At 35.9% G+C, this 24,164-nt stretch carries 22 protein-coding genes; 13 read left to right on the forward strand and 9 right to left on the reverse strand.

The window, feature by feature from the left end; genetic code table 11:
- Positions 1-56: 56 nt before the first annotated feature.
- A complete protein-coding gene (locus tag QOL71_RS09650; RefSeq protein WP_283416723.1) occupies positions 57-1,265 on the reverse strand; it encodes a hypothetical protein in 1,209 nt (402 codons plus the stop codon).
- A gap of 101 nt (positions 1,266-1,366) precedes the next feature.
- On the opposite strand from QOL71_RS09650, the gene QOL71_RS09655 reads away from it, so the two are divergent.
- The 8 genes from QOL71_RS09655 to QOL71_RS09690 all read left to right on the forward strand — a co-directional run bounded on the left by QOL71_RS09655 (position 1,367) and on the right by QOL71_RS09690 (position 9,329).
- Entirely contained in the window at positions 1,367-2,590 is a 1,224-nt protein-coding gene (locus QOL71_RS09655; protein WP_283416724.1) for an HD domain-containing protein, read from the forward strand.
- Between the two features lie 64 nt (positions 2,591-2,654).
- Positions 2,655-3,674 carry a UDP-3-O-(3-hydroxymyristoyl)glucosamine N-acyltransferase gene (gene lpxD / locus QOL71_RS09660; protein WP_283416725.1) on the forward strand — a complete coding sequence of 340 codons (1,020 nt, stop codon included), beginning with the start codon at positions 2,655-2,657 and terminating at the stop codon, positions 3,672-3,674.
- Positions 3,675-3,719: 45 nt separating this feature from the next.
- Positions 3,720-5,114 carry a bifunctional UDP-3-O-[3-hydroxymyristoyl] N-acetylglucosamine deacetylase/3-hydroxyacyl-ACP dehydratase gene (locus QOL71_RS09665; RefSeq protein WP_283416726.1) on the forward strand — a complete coding sequence of 465 codons (1,395 nt, stop codon included), beginning with the start codon at positions 3,720-3,722 and terminating at the stop codon, positions 5,112-5,114.
- A 3-nt stretch (positions 5,115-5,117) separates the two neighbouring features.
- A complete protein-coding gene (lpxA, locus tag QOL71_RS09670; protein WP_283416727.1) occupies positions 5,118-5,906 on the forward strand; it encodes an acyl-ACP--UDP-N-acetylglucosamine O-acyltransferase in 789 nt (262 codons plus the stop codon).
- A 28-nt stretch (positions 5,907-5,934) separates the two neighbouring features.
- Positions 5,935-6,498: an elongation factor P gene (efp, locus tag QOL71_RS09675; protein WP_120214691.1), complete on the forward strand. Its 564-nt coding sequence runs from the start codon at positions 5,935-5,937 to the stop codon at positions 6,496-6,498.
- A 196-nt stretch (positions 6,499-6,694) separates the two neighbouring features.
- Positions 6,695-7,597, forward strand: a complete 903-nt coding sequence (locus tag QOL71_RS09680) for an LpxD N-terminal domain-containing protein (RefSeq protein ID WP_283416728.1) — start codon at positions 6,695-6,697, stop codon at positions 7,595-7,597.
- 110 nt (positions 7,598-7,707) lie between these two features.
- Positions 7,708-8,580 carry a succinate--CoA ligase subunit alpha gene (gene sucD / locus QOL71_RS09685; RefSeq protein WP_283416729.1) on the forward strand — a complete coding sequence of 291 codons (873 nt, stop codon included), beginning with the start codon at positions 7,708-7,710 and terminating at the stop codon, positions 8,578-8,580.
- A 95-nt stretch (positions 8,581-8,675) separates the two neighbouring features.
- Entirely contained in the window at positions 8,676-9,329 is a 654-nt protein-coding gene (locus QOL71_RS09690) for a porin family protein (protein ID WP_283416730.1), read from the forward strand.
- A gap of 31 nt (positions 9,330-9,360) precedes the next feature.
- On the opposite strand, the gene recA is transcribed toward QOL71_RS09690, so the two are convergent.
- A complete protein-coding gene (gene recA, locus QOL71_RS09695; RefSeq protein ID WP_283416731.1) occupies positions 9,361-10,362 on the reverse strand; it encodes a recombinase RecA in 1,002 nt (333 codons plus the stop codon).
- Positions 10,363-10,535: 173 nt separating this feature from the next.
- On the opposite strand from recA, the gene QOL71_RS09700 reads away from it, so the two are divergent.
- The gene (locus tag QOL71_RS09700) at positions 10,536-13,025 is read left to right on the forward strand and encodes a T9SS type A sorting domain-containing protein (protein ID WP_283416732.1); all 2,490 of its coding nucleotides are present in this window, start codon (positions 10,536-10,538) and stop codon (positions 13,023-13,025) included.
- Between the two features lie 51 nt (positions 13,026-13,076).
- Here the strand turns inward: QOL71_RS09700 and gap are convergent, their stop codons facing one another.
- Entirely contained in the window at positions 13,077-14,081 is a 1,005-nt protein-coding gene (gap, locus tag QOL71_RS09705) for a type I glyceraldehyde-3-phosphate dehydrogenase (RefSeq protein WP_072998891.1), read from the reverse strand.
- Positions 14,082-14,129: 48 nt separating this feature from the next.
- On the reverse strand, positions 14,130-15,116 hold the full coding sequence (gene pfkA / locus QOL71_RS09710) for a 6-phosphofructokinase (RefSeq protein WP_120214698.1): 987 nt from the start codon (positions 15,114-15,116) through the stop codon (positions 14,130-14,132).
- Positions 15,117-15,332: 216 nt separating this feature from the next.
- Here pfkA and QOL71_RS09715 point away from each other — a divergent pair, with 216 nt between their 5' ends.
- Complete coding sequence (locus QOL71_RS09715) at positions 15,333-16,259, forward strand: malate dehydrogenase (RefSeq protein WP_283416733.1); 927 nt, start codon at positions 15,333-15,335, stop codon at positions 16,257-16,259.
- A gap of 67 nt (positions 16,260-16,326) precedes the next feature.
- Here QOL71_RS09715 and QOL71_RS09720 read toward each other — a convergent pair whose 3' ends face one another.
- The gene (locus QOL71_RS09720) at positions 16,327-16,887 is read right to left on the reverse strand and encodes a hypothetical protein (protein ID WP_283416734.1); all 561 of its coding nucleotides are present in this window, start codon (positions 16,885-16,887) and stop codon (positions 16,327-16,329) included.
- A 42-nt stretch (positions 16,888-16,929) separates the two neighbouring features.
- Entirely contained in the window at positions 16,930-17,838 is a 909-nt protein-coding gene (locus QOL71_RS09725; RefSeq protein WP_283416735.1) for an NAD(P)/FAD-dependent oxidoreductase, read from the reverse strand.
- 107 nt (positions 17,839-17,945) lie between these two features.
- Here QOL71_RS09725 and QOL71_RS09730 point away from each other — a divergent pair, with 107 nt between their 5' ends.
- Entirely contained in the window at positions 17,946-18,320 is a 375-nt protein-coding gene (locus tag QOL71_RS09730; protein ID WP_283416736.1) for a Fur family transcriptional regulator, read from the forward strand.
- A 4-nt stretch (positions 18,321-18,324) separates the two neighbouring features.
- Here QOL71_RS09730 and QOL71_RS09735 read toward each other — a convergent pair whose 3' ends face one another.
- The 3 genes from QOL71_RS09735 to QOL71_RS09745 all read right to left on the reverse strand — a co-directional run bounded on the left by QOL71_RS09735 (position 18,325) and on the right by QOL71_RS09745 (position 19,972).
- The gene (locus tag QOL71_RS09735) at positions 18,325-18,702 is read right to left on the reverse strand and encodes a hypothetical protein (RefSeq protein WP_283416737.1); all 378 of its coding nucleotides are present in this window, start codon (positions 18,700-18,702) and stop codon (positions 18,325-18,327) included.
- 15 nt (positions 18,703-18,717) lie between these two features.
- Positions 18,718-19,281, reverse strand: coding sequence for a DUF4256 domain-containing protein (locus QOL71_RS09740; RefSeq protein ID WP_283416738.1), 564 nt, complete (start codon positions 19,279-19,281; stop codon positions 18,718-18,720).
- Positions 19,282-19,396: 115 nt separating this feature from the next.
- Positions 19,397-19,972, reverse strand: coding sequence for a YdeI/OmpD-associated family protein (locus QOL71_RS09745; RefSeq protein ID WP_283416739.1), 576 nt, complete (start codon positions 19,970-19,972; stop codon positions 19,397-19,399).
- A gap of 115 nt (positions 19,973-20,087) precedes the next feature.
- Here QOL71_RS09745 and QOL71_RS09750 point away from each other — a divergent pair, with 115 nt between their 5' ends.
- Both QOL71_RS09750 and pafA read left to right on the forward strand, forming a co-directional pair.
- Complete coding sequence (locus tag QOL71_RS09750) at positions 20,088-22,211, forward strand: outer membrane beta-barrel protein (protein ID WP_283416740.1); 2,124 nt, start codon at positions 20,088-20,090, stop codon at positions 22,209-22,211.
- Between the two features lie 280 nt (positions 22,212-22,491).
- Positions 22,492-24,138 (forward strand): alkaline phosphatase PafA, encoded by a 1,647-nt coding sequence (gene pafA, locus QOL71_RS09755; RefSeq protein WP_283416741.1) that lies wholly within the window; start codon positions 22,492-22,494, stop codon positions 24,136-24,138.
- The last annotated feature ends 26 nt before the right edge of the window (positions 24,139-24,164 follow it).

Below are 24,164 nucleotides of genomic sequence, written 5' to 3' on the forward strand. Positions count from 1 at the left end.
CTATAAAACAAACTATAATGTTAAAATAGGTAATATTTAATGATGGACAGTTTTTATCACTCAATAAAATAACTTGAAATTTTTTCATCCAAGGTTACTATGTTTCTTATTTCATCAAAAAGCGGCCACTCAAGATATTGCTCTTGGTTCAATTCTTCTAATATAATTGCTTTTTTTATTTCATTTTCAATATCTTGTAAATCGTTTGATAGAATTTTATGAGCAACTTTAAATATTGGAGTTGCAGTACCTACTTTTATTGTTTTTAAAACATCAGTCAATTTTTTATCATTGGTGCGTTTTAATGCCAAGGCGTGATTAATTTTGATTCTTAATAAAAAATCTTCCTGTTCGCTATTTTTTGGAATAATAATTTCGGCATATTTGCAAGTTTTAGAAACTATGTCGTAATTTTTTGCCTTCAAGTCTTCAAATGATTGAACCATTATTTCATTTATTGCCTCATTGATTTTATCTTTATCCCAATTTCCCCAGCAATTAAATAATAATAATTGTCCTGCTAATTTGAATTCTTTTAAGCTATTTAAAAAATAAATTTTGTCAATTGTGATTTTGTCTCCAATTTTAAAATTATAAGGGTTTTTTGTTCTAACAATATATTTTTTATTGACAATGGATGAATTATGGACAATCAAATGTCTTCTTTCTCGAATTTCTATTATATTTTCCCATTTAATTAAATCTTTTTCTAAAGATATTTTTAATTTGTCTTCAAAATGACTTAACAAATCATTGAAACTTTTTTCTAAAATCAAAGATTCAACTTCTTTTATAATTAGATCTTTAATTGCTTCTTGAATTGATTCATATTCAGATAGCTCTTTTAATGTAAATTTAAATTCTTTTTCATTTAAAGAATTACTGTATTTGTTATAATAATAAGAAAGTAAATCAGTAAGAAGATATTCAAAATAGTTATTGAGCATTAAAAAAGAACTGTTTGATAAAATTTCGTAATTTTTAGGAGATAGATTAGTTCTTTTTTTTAGTTTTTGAGAAACTTTTCTTAAATGTCTATGGCTGATTTTTATAATTTCTTCTTCCTTATCCTCTCCGATTTCTAATTTTATTTTATCAATTTTACTTTGATATTCATCTAATGTATCGAAAAGAAATTTTGAAGAAGTATCACTAATATTTTCGTCTTCATTTGTTGCAAGCTTACCAAATTTGTTAAAATATAAATTAACACTATTTAAATTGCTGATATATGTATTATATATTGATTCTACAGATTCAATCATTTGATTATAATTTTGCTTGGTTATTAATTTCTAAATATACTATTTTATAGTATTGTCCTTTTAAATTTCCTTATTTTTGTATCAATCATCAACTATAAAAGGTGCAGAATAAACTCAAGATTATCAACGACCCGGTTCACGGTTTTATCAAAATTCCCCATGAGATTTTGTTTGATATTATAGAACATCCTTACTTCCAAAGACTCAGAAGGATTTCACAAACAGGACTTTTATCACTCATATTTCCTGGCGCAAAGCATACGAGGTTTCATCACGCTCTTGGTGCAATGAATCTCATGTTCAAAGCATTGGAAACCTTGAAACTGAAAGGTGTAAAAATATCAAAAGAAGAAGAGAAAGCGGCAATGCTGGCGATTTTACTTCACGATATTGGTCACGGTCCGTTTTCACACGCTTTGGAAAATATGCTGATGGATGACTGGCACCACGAGAAAATTTCGATTCTGCTAATGAACCGATTGAACAAAGAGTTCAAAGGTAAGTTGAATTTGGCAATCGAGATGTTTCAGGGGAAATATCACAGGCCGTTTTTCAATCAGTTGATTTCATCACAATTGGATGTTGACAGGATGGATTATCTTAAACGCGACAGCTTTTACACAGGCGTTTCAGAGGGAAGCGTGAATGTAGAAAGAATCATCTCGATGATGAATGTGAGCGATGATGAATTGGTGATCGATGCAAAAGGAATCTACTCGATAGAAAATTATCTGACTGCCAGAATGTTTATGTATTGGCAGGTCTATTACCATAAAACAGCCGCTTTGGGCGAACACATTTTGGTTCAGATTCTTAATCGTGCTAAATATCTGGTTTCACAGAATATTGATCTGGAAGCGCCTTCAAACCTTAAATATTTTTTGGTTAAAAATAAGTTTGATGAAGCGACAGAAGAAGATATCAGAAGATTTACGATGCTTGATGATATGGATGTTTTTCAGGCAATTAAAGTCTGGACAGAAAATGATGATTTCATTTTGGCGAGGCTTTGCAGAACGGTTATTTACAGAGAATTTCCGAAAAGTATTATTTCGTCCAAACCATTTTCTGAAGAAGTTTTGAAACAAAAAGTAGAAAAAGTCAACCAATATTTCAATATAGAAAACGGAGAAGAATTAGTCGGACAAATCTCTAGGTCATTATTGCCTTATGATACAGAGAAACAACCGATTTATCTGTTGGAAAAATCGGGTAGAAAGCTGAAACTGGAAGAGTCTGAGAATCAAATTCTATTCGGTTGTATGGAGAACGCGACCAAAAAATATATTATCTATTATCCAAGAGAAATAGAATCATTAAAGTAAAAGCGGTTTTGATTCGTCATAAAAAATTAAAACTTAATTAATAAAATATTTATCTTTGCAAACTATGGAATTTAGTGCAGAACAGATTGCAGGATTGATAAACGGGAGAATCATTGGAGACGGAAAGACTGTTATAACAGGCGTTTCTCCGATAGAAAACGGACAGCAAGGACATTTGTCTTTTGTTGGTCAAAGTCGTTTTTCTAATCATATAGATACAACAGAATGTGCCGTTTTGATCGTTTCTGAAAATCTTTTGGAGACCAGGGACTACAAACCCGTTATTATTGCTGTTGAAGATGCTTATATTTCTTTTCAGGTTCTGATGAATCTTTATCAGGAGATGCAGGGACGGAAAACAGGAATAGAAGAAGGCTCATTCTTTCATGATACTGCACAGGTTGGTGAAGGTGTTTATATTGGCGCGTTCACTTACGTTTCTGAAAAAGCAAAAATTGGAGACAATACACAGATTTTTCCTCATGTTTACATCGGGAAAGGTGTTAAAATAGGGAAAAATTGTAAAATTGACAGTGGTGCAAGAATCTATGATTATTGCATAGTTGGTGATAATTGTGTGATCCACTCCAATACAGTTGTTGGTGGCGACGGATTTGGTTTCCAGCCAACAGCAGACGGATTTAAGAAGATTCCTCAATTAGGAAATGTGATTATTGAAGATGATGTTGAGATTGGTTCCAACTGTAGTATAGATCGTGCAACAATCGGTTCTACAATTATTGGAAAAGGAACTAAGATTGATAATCTGATCCAGATTGCTCATAACGTAAAGATTGGTCAACACAATGTTATTGCGTCACAAGCTGGAATTGCAGGATCTACAATTATTGGAGACTGGAATCAGATTGGCGGACAAGTAGGAATTGTTGGTCATATCAAAATAGGAAACCAGGTGAAAATCCAGGCGCAAAGTGGTGTTAATTCATCCGCAAAAGATGGTGAAACATTGTACGGCTCGCCGGCAATCAACTATAGCGATTACAGAAGGAACTACGTTCATTTCCGTAATTTTACAGATATAGTCAAAAGAATAAACGATTTAGAAAATAAAAAATCAGAGTAAAAGTATCAGGAAAAGAAGCAATTCTTCCACCTCAAAACTAATACAATGAGCGATAAACAAAAAACAATCAAAGAAGATATTAACCTTTCAGGAATAGGTCTTCACACAGGAAGAGAAGTTAATTTGACAATCAAGCCGGCAAAAGAAAACACCGGATTTGTATTTGTAAGAACAGATCTCGAAGGACGTCCGCAAGTTGAAGCGGATGTAAACTACGTAACAACCACAGAAAGAGGTACAACTCTGGAAAAACTGGGCGTTAAAATCCATACTTGTGAGCATCTTTTAGCTGCTCTTGTCGGGATGGATATTGACAATGCTATTCTGGAAATGAACAGTGCAGAACCGCCAATTCTAGACGGTTCTTCCAAATATTTTGTTGAGGCAATCGAGAAAGTAGGTGTTGTAGAACAGGATCTTCCAAGAGAATATCTGGTGATTAAAGAAGTGATGAATTACATCGATCCTGCTACAGGATCAGAACTGACTGTAATTCCTGCTGACGATTACGAGATCACTACAATGGTGGATTTTGGAACCAAAGTATTGGGAACTCAAAATGCCAGTATGAAAAACCTTTCTGAGTTCAAGGAAGAGATTGCTCCGGCAAGGACATTTAGCTTTTTACACGAGCTTGAGCAGCTTTTGGATGCTGACCTTATCAAAGGTGGTGATATCAGCAATGCGATTGTTTATGTTGACAAAGAATTGACAGCAGATACTCTGGAAAAACTGAAGGTTGCTTTTGGTAAGGATGAAGTTTCTATCCGTCCTAATGGTATTCTTGATAATCTTACACTTAACTTTACCAACGAAGCTGCTAGGCACAAATTGCTTGATGTGATTGGGGATTTAGCTTTGGTAGGTGTCAGAATCAAAGGAAGAATTATAGCCAACAAACCAGGACACTTTGTGAACACTCAGTTTGCAAAAAAACTAAACAGACAATACAAATTGCAAAAAAGAAAAAATGTTCCCGATTTCGATCTAAAGGCAGAGCCGGTTTTCGATATCAATGGAATTATGAAACTATTGCCGCACAGACCTCCGTTTTTGCTGGTAGATAAGATTTTGGAGCTTTCTGACACTCACGTGGTTGGACTTAAAAATGTTTCTATGAACGAACCTTTCTTCGTAGGACATTTTCCAAAAGAACCGGTAATGCCGGGCGTTTTACAAATCGAGGCAATGGCCCAGGTTGGAGGGATCTTGGTTTTGGCTAATGTTCCGGATCCGGAAAATTATTCTACTTACTTTGTGAAAATGGATAATGTTAAGTTCAAGAAAAAAGTAGTTCCGGGTGATCAGGTGATTTTTAAAATTGAACTGATCGAACCGATACGAAGAGGGATCGTGCATATGCAAGGTTATGGATATGTTGGTGACAGTGTAGTTGTAGAAGCCGAATTGATGGCTCAGGTCGCAAAAACTAAAATTTAATTTATGATTCACCAACTTACGGCAATAGATCCACGTGCGAAAATTGGTAAAAATGTAACTGTTGAACCTTTTACTACCATTTCTTCGGATGTTGTTATTGGCGCAGGAACCTGGATTGGTTCTAATGTTACGATAATGGATGGTGCGAGAATCGGAAAGAACTGTAAGATTTTTCCAGGAACAGTAATCTCTGCAATTCCTCAGGATCTGAAATTTGACGGAGAAGATACCCAGACTATCATTGGCGATAATACTACGCTTAGAGAATGTGTAACTGTCAACCGCGGTACAAAAGCGCTTGGTTATACCAAAGTAGGAAGTGACTGTTTGATTATGGCTACTTCTCATATTGCACACGATTGCATCATTGGGGATAACGTCATCATTGCAAACGGTTGCGGAATCGCTGGTCACGTAGAGATCGGAGATTTTACAGTTATGGGCGGCTTGTCTGCAGTACAGCAATTTGGAAAAATAGGAAAGCACACGATGATTTCCGGAGGTTCATTAATCAGAAAAGATATTCCGCCTTACATCAAAGTGGGAAGAGAACCTATTTCTTATGCCGGGATTAATTCTGTAGGATTAAGAAGAAGAGGCTTCACTAATGATAAAATCTTTGAGATACAGAAGATTTACCGTTATATTTTCCAGATGAAAATGAATGTCTCTCAGGCGATAGAATATATCGAGAAAGAGATGCTTCCAACCATGGAAAGAGATGAGATCATCACTTTTATCCAGAATTCACCAAGAGGTATCGTAAAAGGATATGGCTCTTCAAAAGAATAATAAAATAATATAAGTTTATAAATAGCTAATGGCAACAAGCAACGATATCAAAAAAGGACTTTGTATAGAATTTAGTAATGACATTTACAAAGTGATCGAATTTTTGCACGTAAAACCAGGAAAAGGTCCTGCTTTCGTGAGAACAAAACTAAAATCTGTAACCAACGGGAAAGTTGTAGATAATACATTCTCTGCAGGTCACAAGATCGATGAAGTAAAAGTAATTACCAGAAAATTCCAATACCTATATGAGGATGATAACGGATTTCACTTTATGAATAATGATGACTTTTCTCAAATCTACTTGAACAAAGAGATGATCGAGAACTCACAATTTATGAAAGCCGGGGAAGAAGTCACTATTATCCTGAAAGAAGCTGATGAAGTGCCTTTATCTGCTGAGATCCCGCCAACAGTTTATCTGGAAGTTATCGAAGCTGATCCTGGTGTAAAAGGAAATACAGCAACCAACGCTCTTAAAAATGCAATTGTGGAAACAGGCGCAAGAGTTATGGTTCCGCTTTTCATTGAGCCGGGAGATAAGATCAAAGTTAATACAGAAGACGGTTCTTATCTGGAAAGAGTAAAATAATATAAGATGGAAGTCTGGAGTTGATCTTCACACTTCCATTTTTTATTTGGGCAGCTTTATCCGCCCTCCGTTCCCGCTTTTTTCTTTTTTTGCCAAAAAAGAAAAAGAGCTCCACTCAGGTCGGGCTGCTTTGTAATTCGTATTTTCAAAATTACCAATTACAAACCAATCTAATATCTAAATTTTATATCTAGTTATGACTTTTAATCAGCCGCAAAATCTAAAAACAATTGCAGATATTATTGGCGCAAAATATATAGGAGATGACAATTTCCAGGTTCTTGGAACCAACGAGATCCACATGGTTCGTCCCGGAGATATCGTTTTTGTCAATCATCCAAAATATTACGACAAAGCACTTAATTCTGCTGCAACCATTATATTAATTGATAAAGAAGTAGAATGCCCGGAAGGCAAAGCGCTTTTGGTTTCCGATGATCCTTTCAGGGATTTTAATAAAATCAATACGCATTTTACCAGGATTTCGAATTTCAAAGAAGAACTTCACGATCTCGAAGTTGGAGACGGATCTTTTATTCATCCTTCCGTTGTTATCGGAAATGACGTTAAAATAGGAAAGAATTGCCACATTTTCCCCAATGTTGTAATCGGTGATAGAACAGTAATCGGCGATAATGTTGTGATACAGGCTAATACAGTAATCGGAGGTGATGCTTTCTATTACAGAAAACTAAATGGCAATTTTGACAGATTGATTTCCGTGGGTAATGTTATTATTGAAAATAATGTAGAAATCGGGAACTGCTGCACAATAGACAGAGGAGTAACCGCTTCTACTACCATTGGCGAAGGCAGTATCCTGGATAATCAGATCCAGATTGGACACGATACAATTCTTGGTAAAAAATGTCTCATCGCCTCCCAAACCGGAATCGCAGGATGCTGCATCATAGAAGACGAAGTAACGATTTGGGGACAAGTTGGTATGGCTTCAGGAGTGAGGATCGCAACAGGTACGATTCTATTGGCAAAAACAGGTGTGAACAGAGATCTCAAAAAAGGAACTTATTTTGGACCAATTGCAGAAGAATTCAGAGATTATCTCAGAAAAGAAGTTAAAGTCAAAAATCTGAAGTAAATCATATTTTTAACGTTCAAAAAAATTACAATAGCGAGAAAGTTTTGAATTATTATCGTTATTTTTGCGAATAACAAAATTTTTGCAAAATCAATAAATTACAATAAAAAATGTCAGTATTAGTAAACAAAGATTCTAAAGTTATCGTACAAGGGTTTACAGGTAACGAAGGTACTTTTCACGCAGGTCAGATGATAGATTACGGAACCAACGTTGTTGGCGGTGTAACTCCGGGAAAAGGAGGCACTGAGCATCTGGGTAAGCCGGTATTCAATTCGGTTGCTGAAGCTGTAGAAAAAGCGGGAGCTAATGTAAGTATTATCTTCGTGCCGCCTGCATTTGCGGCAGATGCTGTGATGGAAGCTGCTGAAGCAGGTATCAAAGTAATCGTTTGTATTACAGAAGGTATCCCTGTTGCTGATATGGTAAAAGTAAAAGATTATATCCAGGACAGAGACGTTCGTTTAATCGGTCCAAACTGTCCTGGTATCATTACTTCCGACGAAGCTAAAATTGGAATTATGCCAGGTTTTGTTTTCAAAAAAGGAAAAGTTGGTATCGTTTCCAAATCTGGAACTTTAACTTACGAAGCAGCTGATCAGGTTGTGAAAGCTGGTTTCGGAGTTTCTACAGCTATCGGAATTGGTGGAGATCCAATCATTGGAACAACTACAAAAGAAGCTTTGGAATTGTTTATTAACGATCCTGAAACGGAAGCCGTTGTAATGATTGGAGAAATTGGCGGATCTCTGGAAGCAGAAGCTGCAAGATGGTACAAAGCTAGTGGTTCGACAAAACCTGTTGTAGGTTTCATCGCCGGGCAAACGGCTCCAAAAGGTAGAACTATGGGTCATGCAGGTGCTATTGTTGGAGGTGCTGATGATACGGCTCAGGCAAAAATGGCTATTATGAAGGAGAACGGTATCCATGTTGTTGATTCTCCGGCAGAGATCGGTAAAACTGTTGCTTCAGTTTTAGCATAAGATATTACCTTATTAAAATATATTTTTGAGAAGCTCTTGTCTGAGCTTCTCATTTTTTTTGTCTAAATTTGAACGAAATTTATAAACACACTAATATGAAAAAAATCCTTTTCGGGTCTCTATTTTTGTTATCCTTTTTATCTCAGGCACAGATTGATTTCAGATCTACAGAATTTGGTCTGGTTGCAGGAGGAACTTACTCCAGAGTGAGAAATGCCCACAATCCTTCAGGACCGAGATTTTCTGTTTTGGGAGGTCTTACAGCGCAGGTGCCAATTGGTGTTGATGAGCAGTTTTACATCCAGGTAGAAGCTTTATATTTTGGTGCAGGCGAATCCGGAAAGGCGAAAGATGCTAAAGGTAGGCCTGGCTATGATGCTGTTTATGCTAATAACTATCTGAGTGTACCATTTAATTTCAAAGGCTATTTTTCTGAGGCCGAATCTGAGTTTTTTGGAGTAATAGGTCCCAGATTTAATTTTCTGATTAATCAAACGGTTAAGAATACCAATAAACCGGAATATGAAAAGGATAGCTATGGAAAAGCTAATTCATTTAATTTTGGAGTAGGAGCAGGTGTCGGCTACAGCTACAAAAGGCAATTGGAACTTGCTTTGAAATATGATATTGGATTATCAAATACATATCCGAATCTTAAAAACAGTCCGTCCGAAATTGGTTACGCCGGGACTGCAAAGAAAAAATCGGAACAGGTATTAAGTTTAGGTTTAACTTATTTCTTTAAATAAAAAAAGGCTGTGAAATTTTCACAGCCTTTTTTTATTTTTGTTTGATCAGTTCCTTGATCTTATTTTCGATTTCTTCGGATAATTCAGGATTATCTCTCAAAACATCTTTTACAGCATCACGGCCTTGTCCCAGTTTTGTGTCATCATAGCTGAACCAGGATCCGCTTTTTTTAACAACACCTAGATCCACGGCAGTATCAAGGATCTCCCCAACTTTGGAAACACCTTCTCCGTACATAATATCAAATTCTGCTTGTTTGAAAGGCGGCGCTACTTTATTTTTCACGACTTTTACCTTCACCCGGCTACCGATAGCTTCGTCTCCGTTTTTGATTGGAGCACTGGCTTTTCTGATGTCGATTCTTACGGAAGCGTAAAACTTAAGAGCATTACCTCCTGTTGTTGTTTCAGGATTTCCGAACATTACGCCAATCTTTTCACGAAGTTGGTTGATGAAAATCACAGTACATTTCGTTCTTGATATTGTAGCAGTTAGTTTCCTAAGAGCCTGTGACATCAATCTTGCATGAAGACCCATTTTGGAATCACCCATTTCCCCTTCTATTTCTGCTTTTGGAGTCAGGGCTGCAACGGAGTCAATTACAACAATATCGATCGCTCCTGAACGAATCAGGTTGTCTGCAATTTCTAAAGCCTGTTCACCGTTGTCAGGTTGAGAAATAATCAAATTCTCCAGGTCAATTCCAAGCTTTGCTGCATAGCTTCTGTCAAACGCATGCTCTGCGTCAATAAATGCAGCAATACCGCCAGCTTTCTGAGCTTCCGCAATAGCATGAAGTGTAAGTGTTGTTTTACCGGAAGATTCGGGACCATAGATTTCTATGATTCTCCCTCTTGGATATCCACCAACTCCTAGAGCCAAATCAATTCCCAAAGATCCTGAAGGGATTACTTCGATAGTCGTGTCCACAGAGTCTTCTCCCAAGGTCATTACGGTTCCTTTTCCGTAGGTTTTATCTAGTTTTTCAAGCACCAGCTGCAGTGCTTTTTTCTTATCGTCTGTACTACTCATTGTTTGAAAAAAATTATTCTCAAAAATAATCATTTTAAATATGAAAGCCTAATTTTTTTCTCTTATAAAAATTAAAATAAAGAGATGAAGTTTAAAATTTTCTTAATGTCTTACAAATAATAAAATGCTCTAATCTCCAAATTATCAACTAAATTTGTAGATATTTTTTAAGGATGAAAAAAAGTTTATCAATTATATTTTCTTTTTTTGTATTTGTTCTTTATGCTCAGCAGCCCGGGAGTGTAGATACAACTTTTAATACTTCAGACCTCGGATTCGGGTGGGGCGACGGCGCTAATGACTATGTAAAAGATGTTTTGATTCAGCAGGACGGTAAGATCATTATTGGCGGTGATTTTACAACATATAATAGTAATAATGCAAAATCACTTGCAAGAATTAATGCAGATGGAAGTTTCGATAATACTTTTCTTATAGGTTCGGGCGCCAATAATTACGTTTCTTCCCTAATGTTTCAGCCGGACGGAAAAATAATTGTATGCGGAAATTTTACAACATTCAATGGAATTTCAAAGAATCGAATTGTAAGATTGAATGCTGATGGAAGTACGGATAACAGCTTTGTGATTGGAACCGGCGCAGATGGAATTATCGAATGTGTCACTTTACAGAATGATGGTAAAATCCTTATCGGTGGACAGTTTACAAAATATAACGGTGTTGACAGGAAATATCTGGCAAGGCTTAATCCGGACGGATCTTTGGATATGGATTTTGATACAAGTTCAGGCTTCAATTCTCATGTTTACTCATTGGCTGTTCAGGCTGATGGAAAAATATTAGCTGGAGGTAATTTTACCACATATAATTCCGTTACAAAAAATTATCTTATCAGGCTGAATTCTGATGCGAGTATTGATGAATCTTTTGCTTCAACAGGCGCTAATAATATCATTTACAAAATATTAATTGCAAATAACGCAAAGATATTTTTGGGAGGTAAATTCACTAAATATAATAACGTTACTAAAAACTCAATTGTAAAACTGAATGATGACGGTACAATAGATAATAGCTTTACAATTGGTACTGGTGCTAATAATATTGTGAGAAATATTTTAATTCTCAATGATAATAAACTTTTACTTGCTGGAGATTTTATCTCTTATAATAATGTAACTAGGAATTACATTGCCAGAATTAATGAGAATGGGACAATTGATACTAGCTTTAATCCTGGGAAAGGTTTTGGAGGAAGCACAACAAGTTTTCAGCAACAAACGGACGGAAAATTGATTATCGGCGGAAGCTATGCTGTTTTTAATAATAATGTTAAGCGATATGTGTCAAGGATTAATTCTGATGGAAGTCTGGACTTAAGCTTCAATCCCGGAAATGCTGCCGACGGAACAGTAAGATCTATTACAGTCCAGCCGGATAAAAAGATGGTTATTGTAGGTAACTTCAATAGTTTTAATGATAATCTCAATAATAGAATTGCCAGGATTGATGCAGATGGTAATGTAGATATAACTTTGCAGGTTGGGATTGGCCCGGATCAGTTAGTTCGGACCGTTGCATTGCAACCTGATGAAAAAATTCTTGTAGGGGGAGATTTTTCAACGTTTAATAATCTTCAGAAATCATACTTGGTAAGATTGACTTCTACTGGAAGTCTGGATAATACTTTTGCAATCGGTTTTGGGCCAACAGATCCTGTAAGGGAAATTTTGGTTCAGCCAGACGGTAATATTTTGATTTGCGGGGATTTTACTGTTTTTAATACGAAAACGGCTAATCGAATTATTAGATTGAATCCTGATGGTACTATCGATAGCAGTTTTTCTCCCATAAGCGGTGCTAATAATGCAATATATTCTATTAGGTTACAACCTGATAATAAGATTGTAATAGCAGGAACTTTCACAACTTATGATGGCGTTGCAAGAAACAGGATTGCCAGATTAAATTCTAATGGAACTCTGGACACAACTTTTACAATCGGAACCGGAGCTAATAATACAATAAGCAGTGTATTGATTCAGGAAGATGGGAAAATCATCATTGGTGGCAATTTTACAACTTTTGCGGGTGTATCTTCAAATCGAATTGCCAGACTTAATACTAACGGTAGCAGAGATACAACTTTTACAAGCGGCGCTGGAGCCAATGCTTCTGTAGAAACTTTGGCGCTTGAAGCCAATGGTAAAATTCTAATCGGAGGCAGTTTTACCAAATTCAATAATATCAATAGAAATTATATTGCCAGACTTAAAGCTGACGGAACTTTGGATGATACATTCAATAAGACAGCGGCCGGAGCCAATAAAGCAGTGTATAAAATTATTAATCAGAATGAGAAATTCATTGCAGTTGGAGATTTTACTTCTTATAATGATGTCGGCAGAAACAGGATTACAAGAATTTTTGGAGGAGAAGAAGAACATCTGACAACTAATAAACTTATTGATTCCAAAAGCAAAATCTATCCGAATCCAACATCGGATAAATTATTTGTTTCATCATCTTTGGAGCTAATAAGATATGAGATTTTTGATTTTTCTGGGAAAAAATTATTGGACAAATCCTTTGATAATCAAAATAAAAGTATAGAAGTTAATCATCTAAAAAAAGGAATTTACATTTTGAAATTAATTGACAAAACTCAAAAAATTCAAACAGTAAAATTTTTAATTGAATAATAAAAAACCTCTGAAGAAATTCAGAGGTTTTTATTTTGATTCAGCTTCAGATTACAAAGAAGCTGAATGAACAAGCATATCTGCTAATTTGTTAGAATAACCCCACTCGTTATCGTACCAAGATACTAGTTTAACGAAAGTTGGATTCAACATAATTCCAGCTTCTTTGTCGAAGATAGAAGTTCTTGCATCGCTTACGAAATCCTGAGAAACTACAGCATCTTCTGTATAACCAAGAATTCCTTTCAATTCACCTTCAGATGCCGCTTTGATAGCAGCACAGATTTCTTCGTAAGAAGTCGGTTTGTCCAACTTTACAGTAAGATCCACTACAGAAACGTCAGCAGTTGGAACTCTGAAAGACATACCGGTCAATTTCCCGTTAAGAGAAGGGATTACTTTTCCTACCGCTTTTGCAGCACCTGTAGAAGAAGGGATGATGTTGTTAAGCGCAGATCTACCACCTCTCCAGTCTTTTGCAGACGGTCCGTCTACAGTTTTCTGAGTAGCAGTCGTTGCGTGTACAGTTGTCATAAGACCTTCAGCGATACCAAAGTTATCGTGGATTACTTTTGCCAAAGGTGCAAGACAGTTAGTCGTACAAGATGCGTTTGAGAAGATTTTGATATCGTCTGTTAGTTCTTTGTGGTTCACTCCCATTACGAACATTGGCGTATCATCTTTTGAAGGAGCAGAAAGGATCACTTTCTTAGCACCAGCGTTGATGTGAGCCTGAGCCGAATCTTTTGAAAGGAATAATCCTGTAGATTCTACGATATATTCTGCACCAACTTCGTTCCATTTTAGGTTGTTAGGATCTTTCTCAGCTGTTACACGGATTGTTTTTCCGTTAACCACAAGGTTGTTTCCTTGTACTGATACTTCTCCTTTGAACGCTCCGTGAACCGAATCGTATTTTAGCATATAAGCCATATATTCAGCATCGATAAGGTCATTGATACCTACAACTTCGATGTTGCTTCTTTCAGCCATTGCTCTGAAAACTAAACGTCCGATTCTACCGAATCCGTTGATTCCTACTTTAATTGTTGACATATGATTTAAAAAATTAAGGTTTTGTTTTATTATTGTTTTGATTAAAAATTACATCGCCAAAATCTCAGCGATCTGAAGTAAGTTTTTGTCGATTTCGTTATGCTTTTTAATAGCTTCTTCTATTGGGGTATAGGTGATTTTGTTTGACTGCATCCCAACCATTACTTTGTTTCGGCCTTCCATTAGTCCTATAACTGCTCCGTAACCAAGATTGCTGGCAAGAACTCGGTCTGCGCAGCTTGGAGAACCGCCTCTTTGGATATGTCCCAAAATAGTCACACGGATGTCATAAGATGGGAATTCTTCTTTTGTTGCTTTGGCAAGATCATAGATACTTCCCAATTCTTCGCCTTCAGCAACAACGACTATGCTGGATGATTTACCCACTTTTTCCGCCATTCGGAAAGTGCTGAAAAGGTCTTCCATACTGTCTTTTCTTTCAGGGATCAGAATGTCAAGAGCTCCTGTCGCGATTCCACTGTTAAGCGCTATAAATCCGGCATCTCTGCCCATTACTTCCACAAAAAACACTCGGTTATGAGAAGTGGCTGTATCACGGATTTTGTCAATGGCGTCCATAGCTGTATTAAGAGCCGTATCGTAACCGATTGTGTTATCAGTTCCAAAAATATCATTGTCAATAGTTCCCGGAATGCCGATTACTTTGATCCCGAATTCTTCATTGAAAATCTTGGCACCGGTAAAACTTCCGTCTCCACCAATGCAAACCAAAGCGTCAATACCGAGTTTCTGACATTGTTCGTAAGCTTTTTTTCTTCCTTCCGCTGTCATAAATTCTTTTGATCTTGCAGATTTCAGAATTGTTCCTCCTTGATTGATTATATTTTTTACGGAACGAGGTCCCATTTTCGTAACATCACCTGCAATTAATCCATTATAACCTTCACGAATTCCGTAACAGTCTATGTTAAAATGATTTGCTGTTCTTACAACTGCTCTAAGAGCGGCATTCATCCCCGGAGCATCTCCTCCTGAGGTCAAAACCGCAATAGATTTTATGTTGTTTTCTGACATATTTTTAATTTTTTTCTAAGCAAATTTACGAAAAATCAACCATATTTTAACACTCATAATGGTCTTGATGAATAAATATATCATAGGATAACAGAATTAATAATACGGTAATATGACAAAAATCAAACTGAATATGATTAAGGAAATAATTAAGTTTATTATATTTACGAGCAATACAAAACAGAATTTTAAACTAATAAAAAATACATTATCATTATGAAAGTTACCGTAGTTGGAGCTGGTGCAGTAGGAGCAAGCTGTGCAGAATATATCGCGATGAAAGACTTCGCTTCAGAAGTTGTTTTGGTGGATATCAAAGAAGGATTTGCAGAAGGAAAAGCAATGGACCTGATGCAGACGGCTTCCCTTAATGGCTTCGATACCAAAATCACAGGGACTACCGGAGATTATTCCAAGACTGCAGGTTCAAAAGTAGCGGTGATCACTTCCGGGATTCCTAGAAAACCAGGAATGACAAGAGAAGAACTAATCGGAATCAATGCCGGGATTGTAAAAGAAGTAACAGAAAACTTAGTAAAACATTCGCCAGATGTCATCATCATTGTGGTTTCTAACCCGATGGATACAATGGCGTATTTGGTTCACAAAACCTCAGGACTTCCAAAGGAAAGAATCATCGGAATGGGAGGTGCTTTAGACTCAGCGAGATTCAAATACAGATTAGCAGAAGCGTTGGAAAGTCCAATTTCTGATGTTGACGGAATGGTAATCGCTGCGCATTCTGATACAGGAATGTTACCACTATTCAGCAAAGCAACAAGAAACGGTGTTCCGGTTTCCGAATTCTTGACTGATGAGCAAAGAGCTTATGTGATCGAAGAAACTAAAGTGGGTGGCGCTACATTGACAAAATTGTTAGGAACTTCTGCTTGGTATGCGCCAGGTGCGGCTGTTTCTGTAATGGTTCAATCAATTCTTTGCGACCAGAAGAAAATGATTCCTTGCTCATTGATGCTTGAAGGCGAATACGGACAGAATGATATCTGTCTTGGTGTTCCAGCGATCATTGGGAAAAATGGGGTTGAGAAAATCGTAAACATCACCTTGACTGTTGAAGAGCAATTGAAATTCGCTGAAGCAGCACAAGCTGTAAGAGAAGTTAACGGAGATCTTAAGTTCTAATCTTAAGATTCCAGATAAATTAAAACCATCTCAATTTGAGATGGTTTTTGTTTTTAATTAATTTCAATTATCCTTGAAAATCGCCACAATCGTGTTCTTCAAATTTTTCTAACAGGCTTTCCTGAGTATAAAATTCTGAGATTCTCATATTTTTGAATTCAGGTTTTTGACCTTCAATTTTTAGTCGATAAATAGGTTCGTTTTCAACTTGTGTAAAAATAAAAGTAGATTCCGGTGTTTTGATTTTCAAGCTATTGCCGTTTTTTTCATAACTGAAATCTTTATATCTATGGACATTCTTCTCATCACAAAGTTCCACAATTTCAAAACTCTTCTTATTAATTTTAAAAATAGCAAGGTCGCAAGAATAACAAACACCACCGAACTCTATTCCGTATTTTTTGAAGACATCTTTCTGTTTAGAGTCTTTAATTTCAATCGGTGTAAGTTTACTGTATTCTGATAAGTTGATCGTTGGTTCTTCTTTTGAATTTGTTTTTTCTGCAGCTTTTAATTCTGTTTTGTTGTCAGAATTGGTTACTGGATTTTCAATTGTTGCTTTTTTGTCCTTGGTGCAAGAAAATATGAAAGTTATAAAAACTGCACCAATTAAAAGTTTATTCATCATTTAATCTAATTTTGACTTCTAAATTTACACAAATGTACCGAACTAAAAACCTTCATTTGTCAATTCCATATTAACCATCGCACCTGTGAGATTGCCTGTGTAAACAGCATTGGCAACGGAACGCATCGGACAGGAGTTATCACCACTGGCAAAAATTCCGGGAATAGTTGTTTTTTGCAAGTTATCAATTTTAATATGTCCGTGTTCAGTAAATTCACAGCCCAAAGCACCGGGAATATCAGAATGTTGTTTAAAATGAAATGCACCATAAACTGCATCGAAATTCAGTTTTTTGCCATCTGATAAAATCAAATTTTCTATATATCCTTTCTGATGCTGGATTTCATCTATTTCTGTTTCGATGATATTGATGTTATTTTGTTTCAGTTTTTGAGTTTGTTCTTCCGAGAATTCGGCTTTTCCTCTTGTTAAAATTGTCAAATCATTGGTCAGATTATTAACTAATGAAGCAATATGAAAACCACGGTCGCCGTTAGCAATAATTCCGGTTTTCTTAGTTCTGAATTCGTAACCGTGACAGTAGGGACAATGGATCAAAGAAATTCCCCAGCAATCCCAAAATCCTTTAATATTAGGAACATCATCTACAATTCCTGTTGCAAAAATGAGTTTCTTAGCTTCGAACACTTCACCTCGTTTTGTTCTGATTTCAAATCCATTTTCTGTCTTCTTGCCTTCTGTTGCGAGTCCTTCATAAAACTCAACAGTATCATATTTTTTTACTTGTTCTTTTGCGATGGTTGAAATTTCTTTTGGCGTTTTTCCATCCTGTGTCAGAAAATTGTGAGAATATGGTGTCTGTATATTACAAGGTTTTCCACTATCGATGACCAAAACTTTTCTCAATGACCTTCCCAAAGACATTGCTGCAGAAAGACCTGCATAACTTCCGCCAACTATAATGACATCGAATGAATTTTCCTGTTTCATATTTTGATTTTTATGGTAAATATTTTTCGGGATGAAAATTTAAATGCTTATTCCTTGCCAAAGTTAGGATTAATTTTTATTATTGCAACTAAATCGCATTAATAAAAATGAAAAGACGAAGTACACCAACAAAAGATGCCGTTCTAAATGTTCTAGCAGATTCGAAAAAAGCAATGAGTCAGGAAGCAATTATGAAAAAAGTCGATATTAATATCGACAGAGCAACGGTTTATCGTGTCTTGAATAGATTTTGCGAAGACGGAATTCTCCATCGAATTGTCGCTGAAGATGGGAAACAGTATTTCGCAGTTTGCATCAAATGTGAAGAAAAAAAGCTTGCAGATCGCCATTTTCATTTTAGATGTACAAAATGTGAAACAATAGAATGTCTGCCGGTCGCTGTTCAGTTTTCTTTAGAAAAAGGCTATTCTGTGGAAAGTGTGAACTGTATTTTGACAGGAGTTTGTAAGGATTGTGCTTAATGAATTAACCAAGCGAATTTTTGCTTGTGTCAAAATCCTTAACCAGCTTTTTTGTAGCCAAAGATCGCCATGAGATTTCCAAAACTTCTGCGATAAGTTTCTTATCGTGACAATCTTTCCACATACATATATATGGGTAATTTTTAAAATGATCAGGCAAATGAAAAATTTCAGGAAATCTTTCCAGATAATGATTTCTTGCATCAAAGCCGATACGGATAGGAATAAATTGACCGCTGTCATGAAGCCGGCACATTAGTTTTCCTCTCATTTTTACCGAAGGTGTTGCTTCGTGAGAAATACTTTCTTCGGTGCCGGGAAAAGTGAGTGCAATAGTTTTTACAAGATCGAAATCAGAATAATTATAATTAAACGGCTTCATAATTTACTATTAGTTTCAAACCTTCAAAACCCCACGGAAACCCCTCGCAGCATAATAAGATTCTGCGCCGTTGTGATAAAGGAAAACATTATTGTAACGTCTGTCGCAGAAAATAGCACCACCTAGTTTTCGGATGTCGTCAGGTGTTTTTACCCAGCTCGATGTTTTCAAATCAAAATTACCAAGCTTTTGTAATTGGCGATATTGTTCTTCATTTAAAATCTCGATTCCGATTTCATTGGCCAGATCTACTGCACTATTCACAGGTTTGTGTTCTTTTCTGGAATTCAGCGCATCTCGGTCATAGCAAAGACTTCGTCTGCCTTTTGGACTTTCTGCAGAACAATCTATGAAAAGATATTCGTCTGTTTTTTTATCGTAATCAACAACATCTGGTTCGCCTTCGGTTCTTTCCATTTTGTTCAGTGACCACAATTTTTCAGGATTAGATTCTAGTTTTTTCTGAACATCTTCCCATTGGATGTTTTCGTGGCGTTTAGGGTTTTTCTCGAAACGGGTTTTCAGAATTTTGATTAATTCTTCCTGTTGTTCTGCTGAAAGCTGAGGTTTATTTTTCATATTGATTAATTGTGTTAGATAAAAATATTTCTCTCGCAGATTTAATGAATTAAGCAAAACTTTAGTTTTTTGTAAATCTGCAAAATTTGAAAAATCAGCGAGACTTAAAATATTGTCAATCATTCATCCCTTTACCTTTCAATATTTTTGGGATTAATTTTTCTATTCTGGATTCTCTTGTTTTGGATTGTTTTGGTGCGGAAAAATGAAAAAGATAAGCTCGTTGTCTTCCGGGTGTCAAAGATTCGAAAGCTGATTTTAATTCGGGATTTTCATTTAGTTTGATTTGAAATTCTTCGGGAACTGCTGTTGCTTCTCTCTTGATTTCCACTTTTTCGCCACGTTCTTCGATCTCAACGGCTTCAAAAATATAATCTTTGATAATTGATTTTTTATCCAAAATATCCTGAACATTTTCAAATCGCATTTGTCTTCCAGCTTGCGTGTTTTCTCCCATTTTTACCAGAAGATTTTGAGAATCTTTCATCAATCCACCTTTGAAAAACAGTAGCGCAAAATAGTCTTTAAAGCCTTGGATAATCACAATATTCTTACCTTGAAAAGAATAACACGGTTTTCCCCATTTAAAATCTTCTGCCAATTGGCAATCCAGAATAATGATTCTCAATGCATTCATCTCATCTTTCCACTGTTTGGACTGATTGATGTGATCGTCAACTTTTGAATTCATTTTAAGAATATGTTTTTCCCAAATTTAATTAAAATTCGAATTAATATAAATTTAATTGATTATAGATGTAACATTTCTACCGCGACGGTTGTCTTATAAGTAAAACAAAATAACAATGAAGTCAGCCTTATCCTTATTAGGATTATTATCGATTACAATTTCTTTCGCACAAAACAAAGATACTCTCAAATCCAAAGAAATAGAAGCTGTCACCGTTATTGCCAAAAAACCGACTGTCCAAAGTAAAGCCGACAGAACCGTGTTTAATGTGGAAAACAGTTCTATTCTAGCAGGAAATACGACTTGGGATATTGTAAGAATGACACCTTTGGTAAGCATCGATAACAATGATAATGTGAGAGCGGAAGGAGAATCTGTGACGGTTTACATCAACGACAGAAAGTCAGTTTTTACAGGTAAGGAACTGAAGGAATATCTCAAAACGATTCCTGCAGACAACCTGATGAAAATTGAAGTCATCACCAGTCCTTCTTCCCGTTATGAAGCAACTGGCGCAGTGATCAACATCGTTCTGAAAAAACGAGATGACGAAGGTCTGAAAGGAAGTATTTCCCTTACCAATACTCAGAATACCAAGAATAACCAATACGGAAGTTTGAATTTGAATTACCATAAAAAGAATTTCACCCAGACGTTTGGAGGAAGTTATGGAGACAATATTTTTATCACACAAAATTCTTCAGTCAATACTATTTATGATACCAAAACAGTAAAAAATATTGATGCAGAAAGTATTTTTAAAAATAAAAATCCTTCGGTATCATCAACTTCGGAGTTTGAGCTCAATGATAAAAATAATGTAGGGCTTGTGCTGGAATATTATCAGGGAAAAAGAAACTCTACTTCCAATTCCGGAGGTACAACTTATGTAGATAATGTTTTACAAGATACTTTTGTTCAGGATTTAACAAAATCTTCAGTTGCGAAAACGCTTGGTACAAATCTCTTCTACAAATATTACGACAAGGAGAAAAATAAAATTCTGGATGTCAACTTAGGAATCAATTATGATTCTGATAACGGAAATACTATTTTCAATGAAACAGCTTTGATTCCAAATTTTTATAGAATCGATTCTTATAATCAGACCAGGAATTATTACGTAAAGGTAGATTATACAACACCTTTGGGTAAAAATGGCGGAACCCTGGAAGTTGGTGGGAAAATTGATTTTAATAATAATGTAATTCCAAATAATTATTTTGATTTTTTGAATAATACTAATAATACAATCAGTGATTTCCAATATAAAGACAATATCAATTCACTTTATTTCACTTATAGTAAAACCTTTTTTGAAAAGCTTGAGACACGGGTAGGTCTGCGATATGAGCATATTGATTACAAAATCAGTGAAAATGCTAATAAAAGAAAAGATTCTTATGGAACTTTTATGCCTAATCTCTTGCTGAAGTATGCTTTTTCACCGAATTACGATTTGAGTCTGACATACAATCATAGTCTTTGGAGACCTTGGTATTCGGAATTCAACCCGTTTGTTTTGCCCGGAAATAATGGGATGTACTATCGCGGAAATATGGACTTGCTTCCTAATCCAAGTGATAGAGTAGTACTGAAGTTCGGTTTATTCAAAAAGTATTTCTTATCAGCAAGATATATGTTTACAGACCAGGATTATTGGAACAAATTTGTAGAAGAAGACGGAAAAACAATTTCAGTCTCGGAAAATTTCAAAGGAAAGGTTGAGAAGTTTTATCTTTTTGCCAATACGAATCAGAACCTATTCAAAAATAAACTGAATGTCAATTTCGGAATCGGTTGGTATTATATTGATAACAGCGATTTCAATAGAAAAAATGGACTGAATCAGGAAAACAACTATATCAGTTATATCGGTGGTTCTACCAATCTTTCTTATACTAATCTATTCAATAAGAACATCAATATCAGTGGTTGGTTCAGTGTTGATAATCAGAATTACGGAAACTCTGTTGCGAATAAATACAATTTCTTTCATAACATCTCTGTAACCAAGATTTTCCCGAATTCTCAAATCGAAACCAGCTTGCAGTTGATGAACATTTTTAAAAGGCCAAGTGTAGACAATACGACTTACAGCTCAACAGGGATGATTCGAAATTACAACAAATGGGATTGGTATGGATTCTCGCTCACCTTTGTAAAACGTTTCGGAAATCAAAAGGTAAAAGAAAATACTAAAACCGATGTCGAGAAAAACTCAGGCGGCGGAAAATAGAATTGTTAAATTTTATATTTAATGGAACGGGCAATTGCTCGTTCTTTTTATTTTTGGACTATTGTAAAATCTCCATCTCCGCTCAGATTGATAAAATGTAGAATTAAATTGTATCAAAGCTGTCAGACTGAGCGAAGTTGGAGTCCCTTGTGCCTTAAAACATTTGATTTAAGATGATGCATTGTGCCTTTGTGTAAAACTTTCAACTAAACTTTAATAAAATTTCACATCCCAAAACTTTTGAAAGATGTAAATTTGGGACTCAATTAAAAGTAAATCAATGTTCAGGAAAATTCAGATTTTCGTTTTGGCGGTGGCCACAATTGGAAATATAAATGCTCAGAAATCAAAATTAAATTCGGGAGAAAGACCAAAATTAGTTGTAGGATTAGTCGTCGACCAGATGCGTTGGGATTATCTCTACCGTTTTGAAAAGAAATTTGGAGAAGGCGGTTTCAAGAGATTATTGGGAGAAGGCTATTCATTCAATAATGTTCATATTCCTTATATTCCAACTGTTACAGCTATCGGTCATACTTCCATTTATACAGGTTCTGTGCCTTCCATTCATGGGATTGCCGGGAACGACTGGACGGATAAAGCAACAGGGAAAAACGTTTATTGTACAACCGATGACAGTGTCAATCCTGTTGGAACGGATAATAGAAGAAATGGAAGTCATTCTCCGAAAAATCTTTGGTCAACTACAGTTACAGACCAGCTAAGAATCGCAAGTAATTTCAGGTCAAAAGTCGTTGGCGTTTCTTTGAAAGACCGTGCATCGATTTTGCCGGCAGGTCACAATCCGACTGGCGCTTTTTGGTTTGACGATTCTGCTGGAAACTTCATCACAAGTTCTTATTATATGAATGAGTTGCCAAAATGGGTAACAGACTTCAACGACCAGAAAGTTCCGGAAAAATTATTGGCTAACGGTTGGGAAACAGCTTTGCCAATTAATCAATATACTGAAAGTACGGTTGATAATGTCGAGTGGGAATTTCCTGTAGGAACGGCAAAAGAACCGGTTTTTCCTTATAAAAATCTTTTGTCAGATTATGCGACTAAAAAAGGCGTTATCAGAACGACACCTTTTGGAAATACTTTGACACTGAAATTTGCTGAAGCGGCTTTGGATAATTATGCCTTAGGAAAAGGAACTGAAACAGATTTTCTGGCTATTAACCTGGCTTCAACGGATTATGTAGGACATTCGTATGGACCAAATTCCATCGAGGTGGAAGATACTTACATCAGATTGGACAGAGATTTGGCGGTGTTTTTCAAAATGTTGGATGAGAAAGTTGGTAAGAACAATTATTTGATTTTTCTGTCTGCTGATCATGGTGGAGCAAATGCGGAAGGGTTCCTGAGAGCCAACAAAATTCTAGGCGGTTTCTTTGATGAAGGAATGGAAAAAAATCTGGGAGCAGAATTGGAAAAGAAATATGCCAATTCTAAATTGATTCTCGGAATCGATAATTATCAGATCTATCTGAATCAGAATCTCATCAAAGAAAAAAATCTGGATGAAGAAGCTATCAAGGCTACAATTATAGACAATCTTAACAAAGATCCAAGAGTTTTGTACGCTGTGGATTTGAAGAAGATTGGTTCGTCAGCGATTCCGGAACCGATAAAATCCCGAACGATTAATGGTTATAACTGGCAGAGAAGCGGTGATATACAAATCATTTCTCACGATGGGATGTTGCCGACTTATGCTAAAAAAGGAACAACACACAGCGTTTGGAATTCCTACGATTCACATATTCCATTGATTTTTATGGGTTGGGGAATCAAACATGGCGAGAGCAATGGTGATTATTATATGACAGATATTGCGCCAACAATCTCCGCATTACTTCACATCGAATTCCCAAGTGGCGCCGTTGGAAAACCAATTATGGAAGTGATTGGAAGATAGACAAAGAGAAGTTAGATATTAGAGTC

Origin of the sequence: Epilithonimonas pallida (assembly GCF_900182975.1) — a bacterium.
Classification (GTDB): Bacteria; Bacteroidota; Bacteroidia; order Flavobacteriales; family Weeksellaceae; genus Epilithonimonas; species Epilithonimonas pallida.

What these genes read in the sequence shown, in the direction of transcription:
- QOL71_RS09650 (WP_283416723.1), bottom strand. Translation starts at nt 1,265, where the DNA reads ATGATTGAATCTGTAGAATCAATATATAATACATATATCAGCAATTTA.
- lpxD (WP_283416725.1), top strand. Translation starts at nt 2,655, where the DNA reads ATGGAATTTAGTGCAGAACAGATTGCAGGATTGATAAACGGGAGAATC.
- QOL71_RS09665 (WP_283416726.1), top strand. Translation starts at nt 3,720, where the DNA reads ATGAGCGATAAACAAAAAACAATCAAAGAAGATATTAACCTTTCAGGA.
- lpxA (WP_283416727.1), top strand. Translation starts at nt 5,118, where the DNA reads ATGATTCACCAACTTACGGCAATAGATCCACGTGCGAAAATTGGTAAA.
- efp (WP_120214691.1), top strand. Translation starts at nt 5,935, where the DNA reads ATGGCAACAAGCAACGATATCAAAAAAGGACTTTGTATAGAATTTAGT.
- QOL71_RS09680 (WP_283416728.1), top strand. Translation starts at nt 6,695, where the DNA reads ATGACTTTTAATCAGCCGCAAAATCTAAAAACAATTGCAGATATTATT.
- sucD (WP_283416729.1), top strand. Translation starts at nt 7,708, where the DNA reads ATGTCAGTATTAGTAAACAAAGATTCTAAAGTTATCGTACAAGGGTTT.
- QOL71_RS09690 (WP_283416730.1), top strand. Translation starts at nt 8,676, where the DNA reads ATGAAAAAAATCCTTTTCGGGTCTCTATTTTTGTTATCCTTTTTATCT.
- recA (WP_283416731.1), bottom strand. Translation starts at nt 10,362, where the DNA reads ATGAGTAGTACAGACGATAAGAAAAAAGCACTGCAGCTGGTGCTTGAA.
- QOL71_RS09700 (WP_283416732.1), top strand. Translation starts at nt 10,536, where the DNA reads ATGAAAAAAAGTTTATCAATTATATTTTCTTTTTTTGTATTTGTTCTT.
- gap (WP_072998891.1), bottom strand. Translation starts at nt 14,081, where the DNA reads ATGTCAACAATTAAAGTAGGAATCAACGGATTCGGTAGAATCGGACGT.
- pfkA (WP_120214698.1), bottom strand. Translation starts at nt 15,116, where the DNA reads ATGTCAGAAAACAACATAAAATCTATTGCGGTTTTGACCTCAGGAGGA.
- QOL71_RS09715 (WP_283416733.1), top strand. Translation starts at nt 15,333, where the DNA reads ATGAAAGTTACCGTAGTTGGAGCTGGTGCAGTAGGAGCAAGCTGTGCA.
- QOL71_RS09720 (WP_283416734.1), bottom strand. Translation starts at nt 16,887, where the DNA reads ATGATGAATAAACTTTTAATTGGTGCAGTTTTTATAACTTTCATATTT.
- QOL71_RS09725 (WP_283416735.1), bottom strand. Translation starts at nt 17,838, where the DNA reads ATGAAACAGGAAAATTCATTCGATGTCATTATAGTTGGCGGAAGTTAT.
- QOL71_RS09730 (WP_283416736.1), top strand. Translation starts at nt 17,946, where the DNA reads ATGAAAAGACGAAGTACACCAACAAAAGATGCCGTTCTAAATGTTCTA.
- QOL71_RS09735 (WP_283416737.1), bottom strand. Translation starts at nt 18,702, where the DNA reads ATGAAGCCGTTTAATTATAATTATTCTGATTTCGATCTTGTAAAAACT.
- QOL71_RS09740 (WP_283416738.1), bottom strand. Translation starts at nt 19,281, where the DNA reads ATGAAAAATAAACCTCAGCTTTCAGCAGAACAACAGGAAGAATTAATC.
- QOL71_RS09745 (WP_283416739.1), bottom strand. Translation starts at nt 19,972, where the DNA reads ATGAATTCAAAAGTTGACGATCACATCAATCAGTCCAAACAGTGGAAA.
- QOL71_RS09750 (WP_283416740.1), top strand. Translation starts at nt 20,088, where the DNA reads ATGAAGTCAGCCTTATCCTTATTAGGATTATTATCGATTACAATTTCT.
- pafA (WP_283416741.1), top strand. Translation starts at nt 22,492, where the DNA reads ATGTTCAGGAAAATTCAGATTTTCGTTTTGGCGGTGGCCACAATTGGA.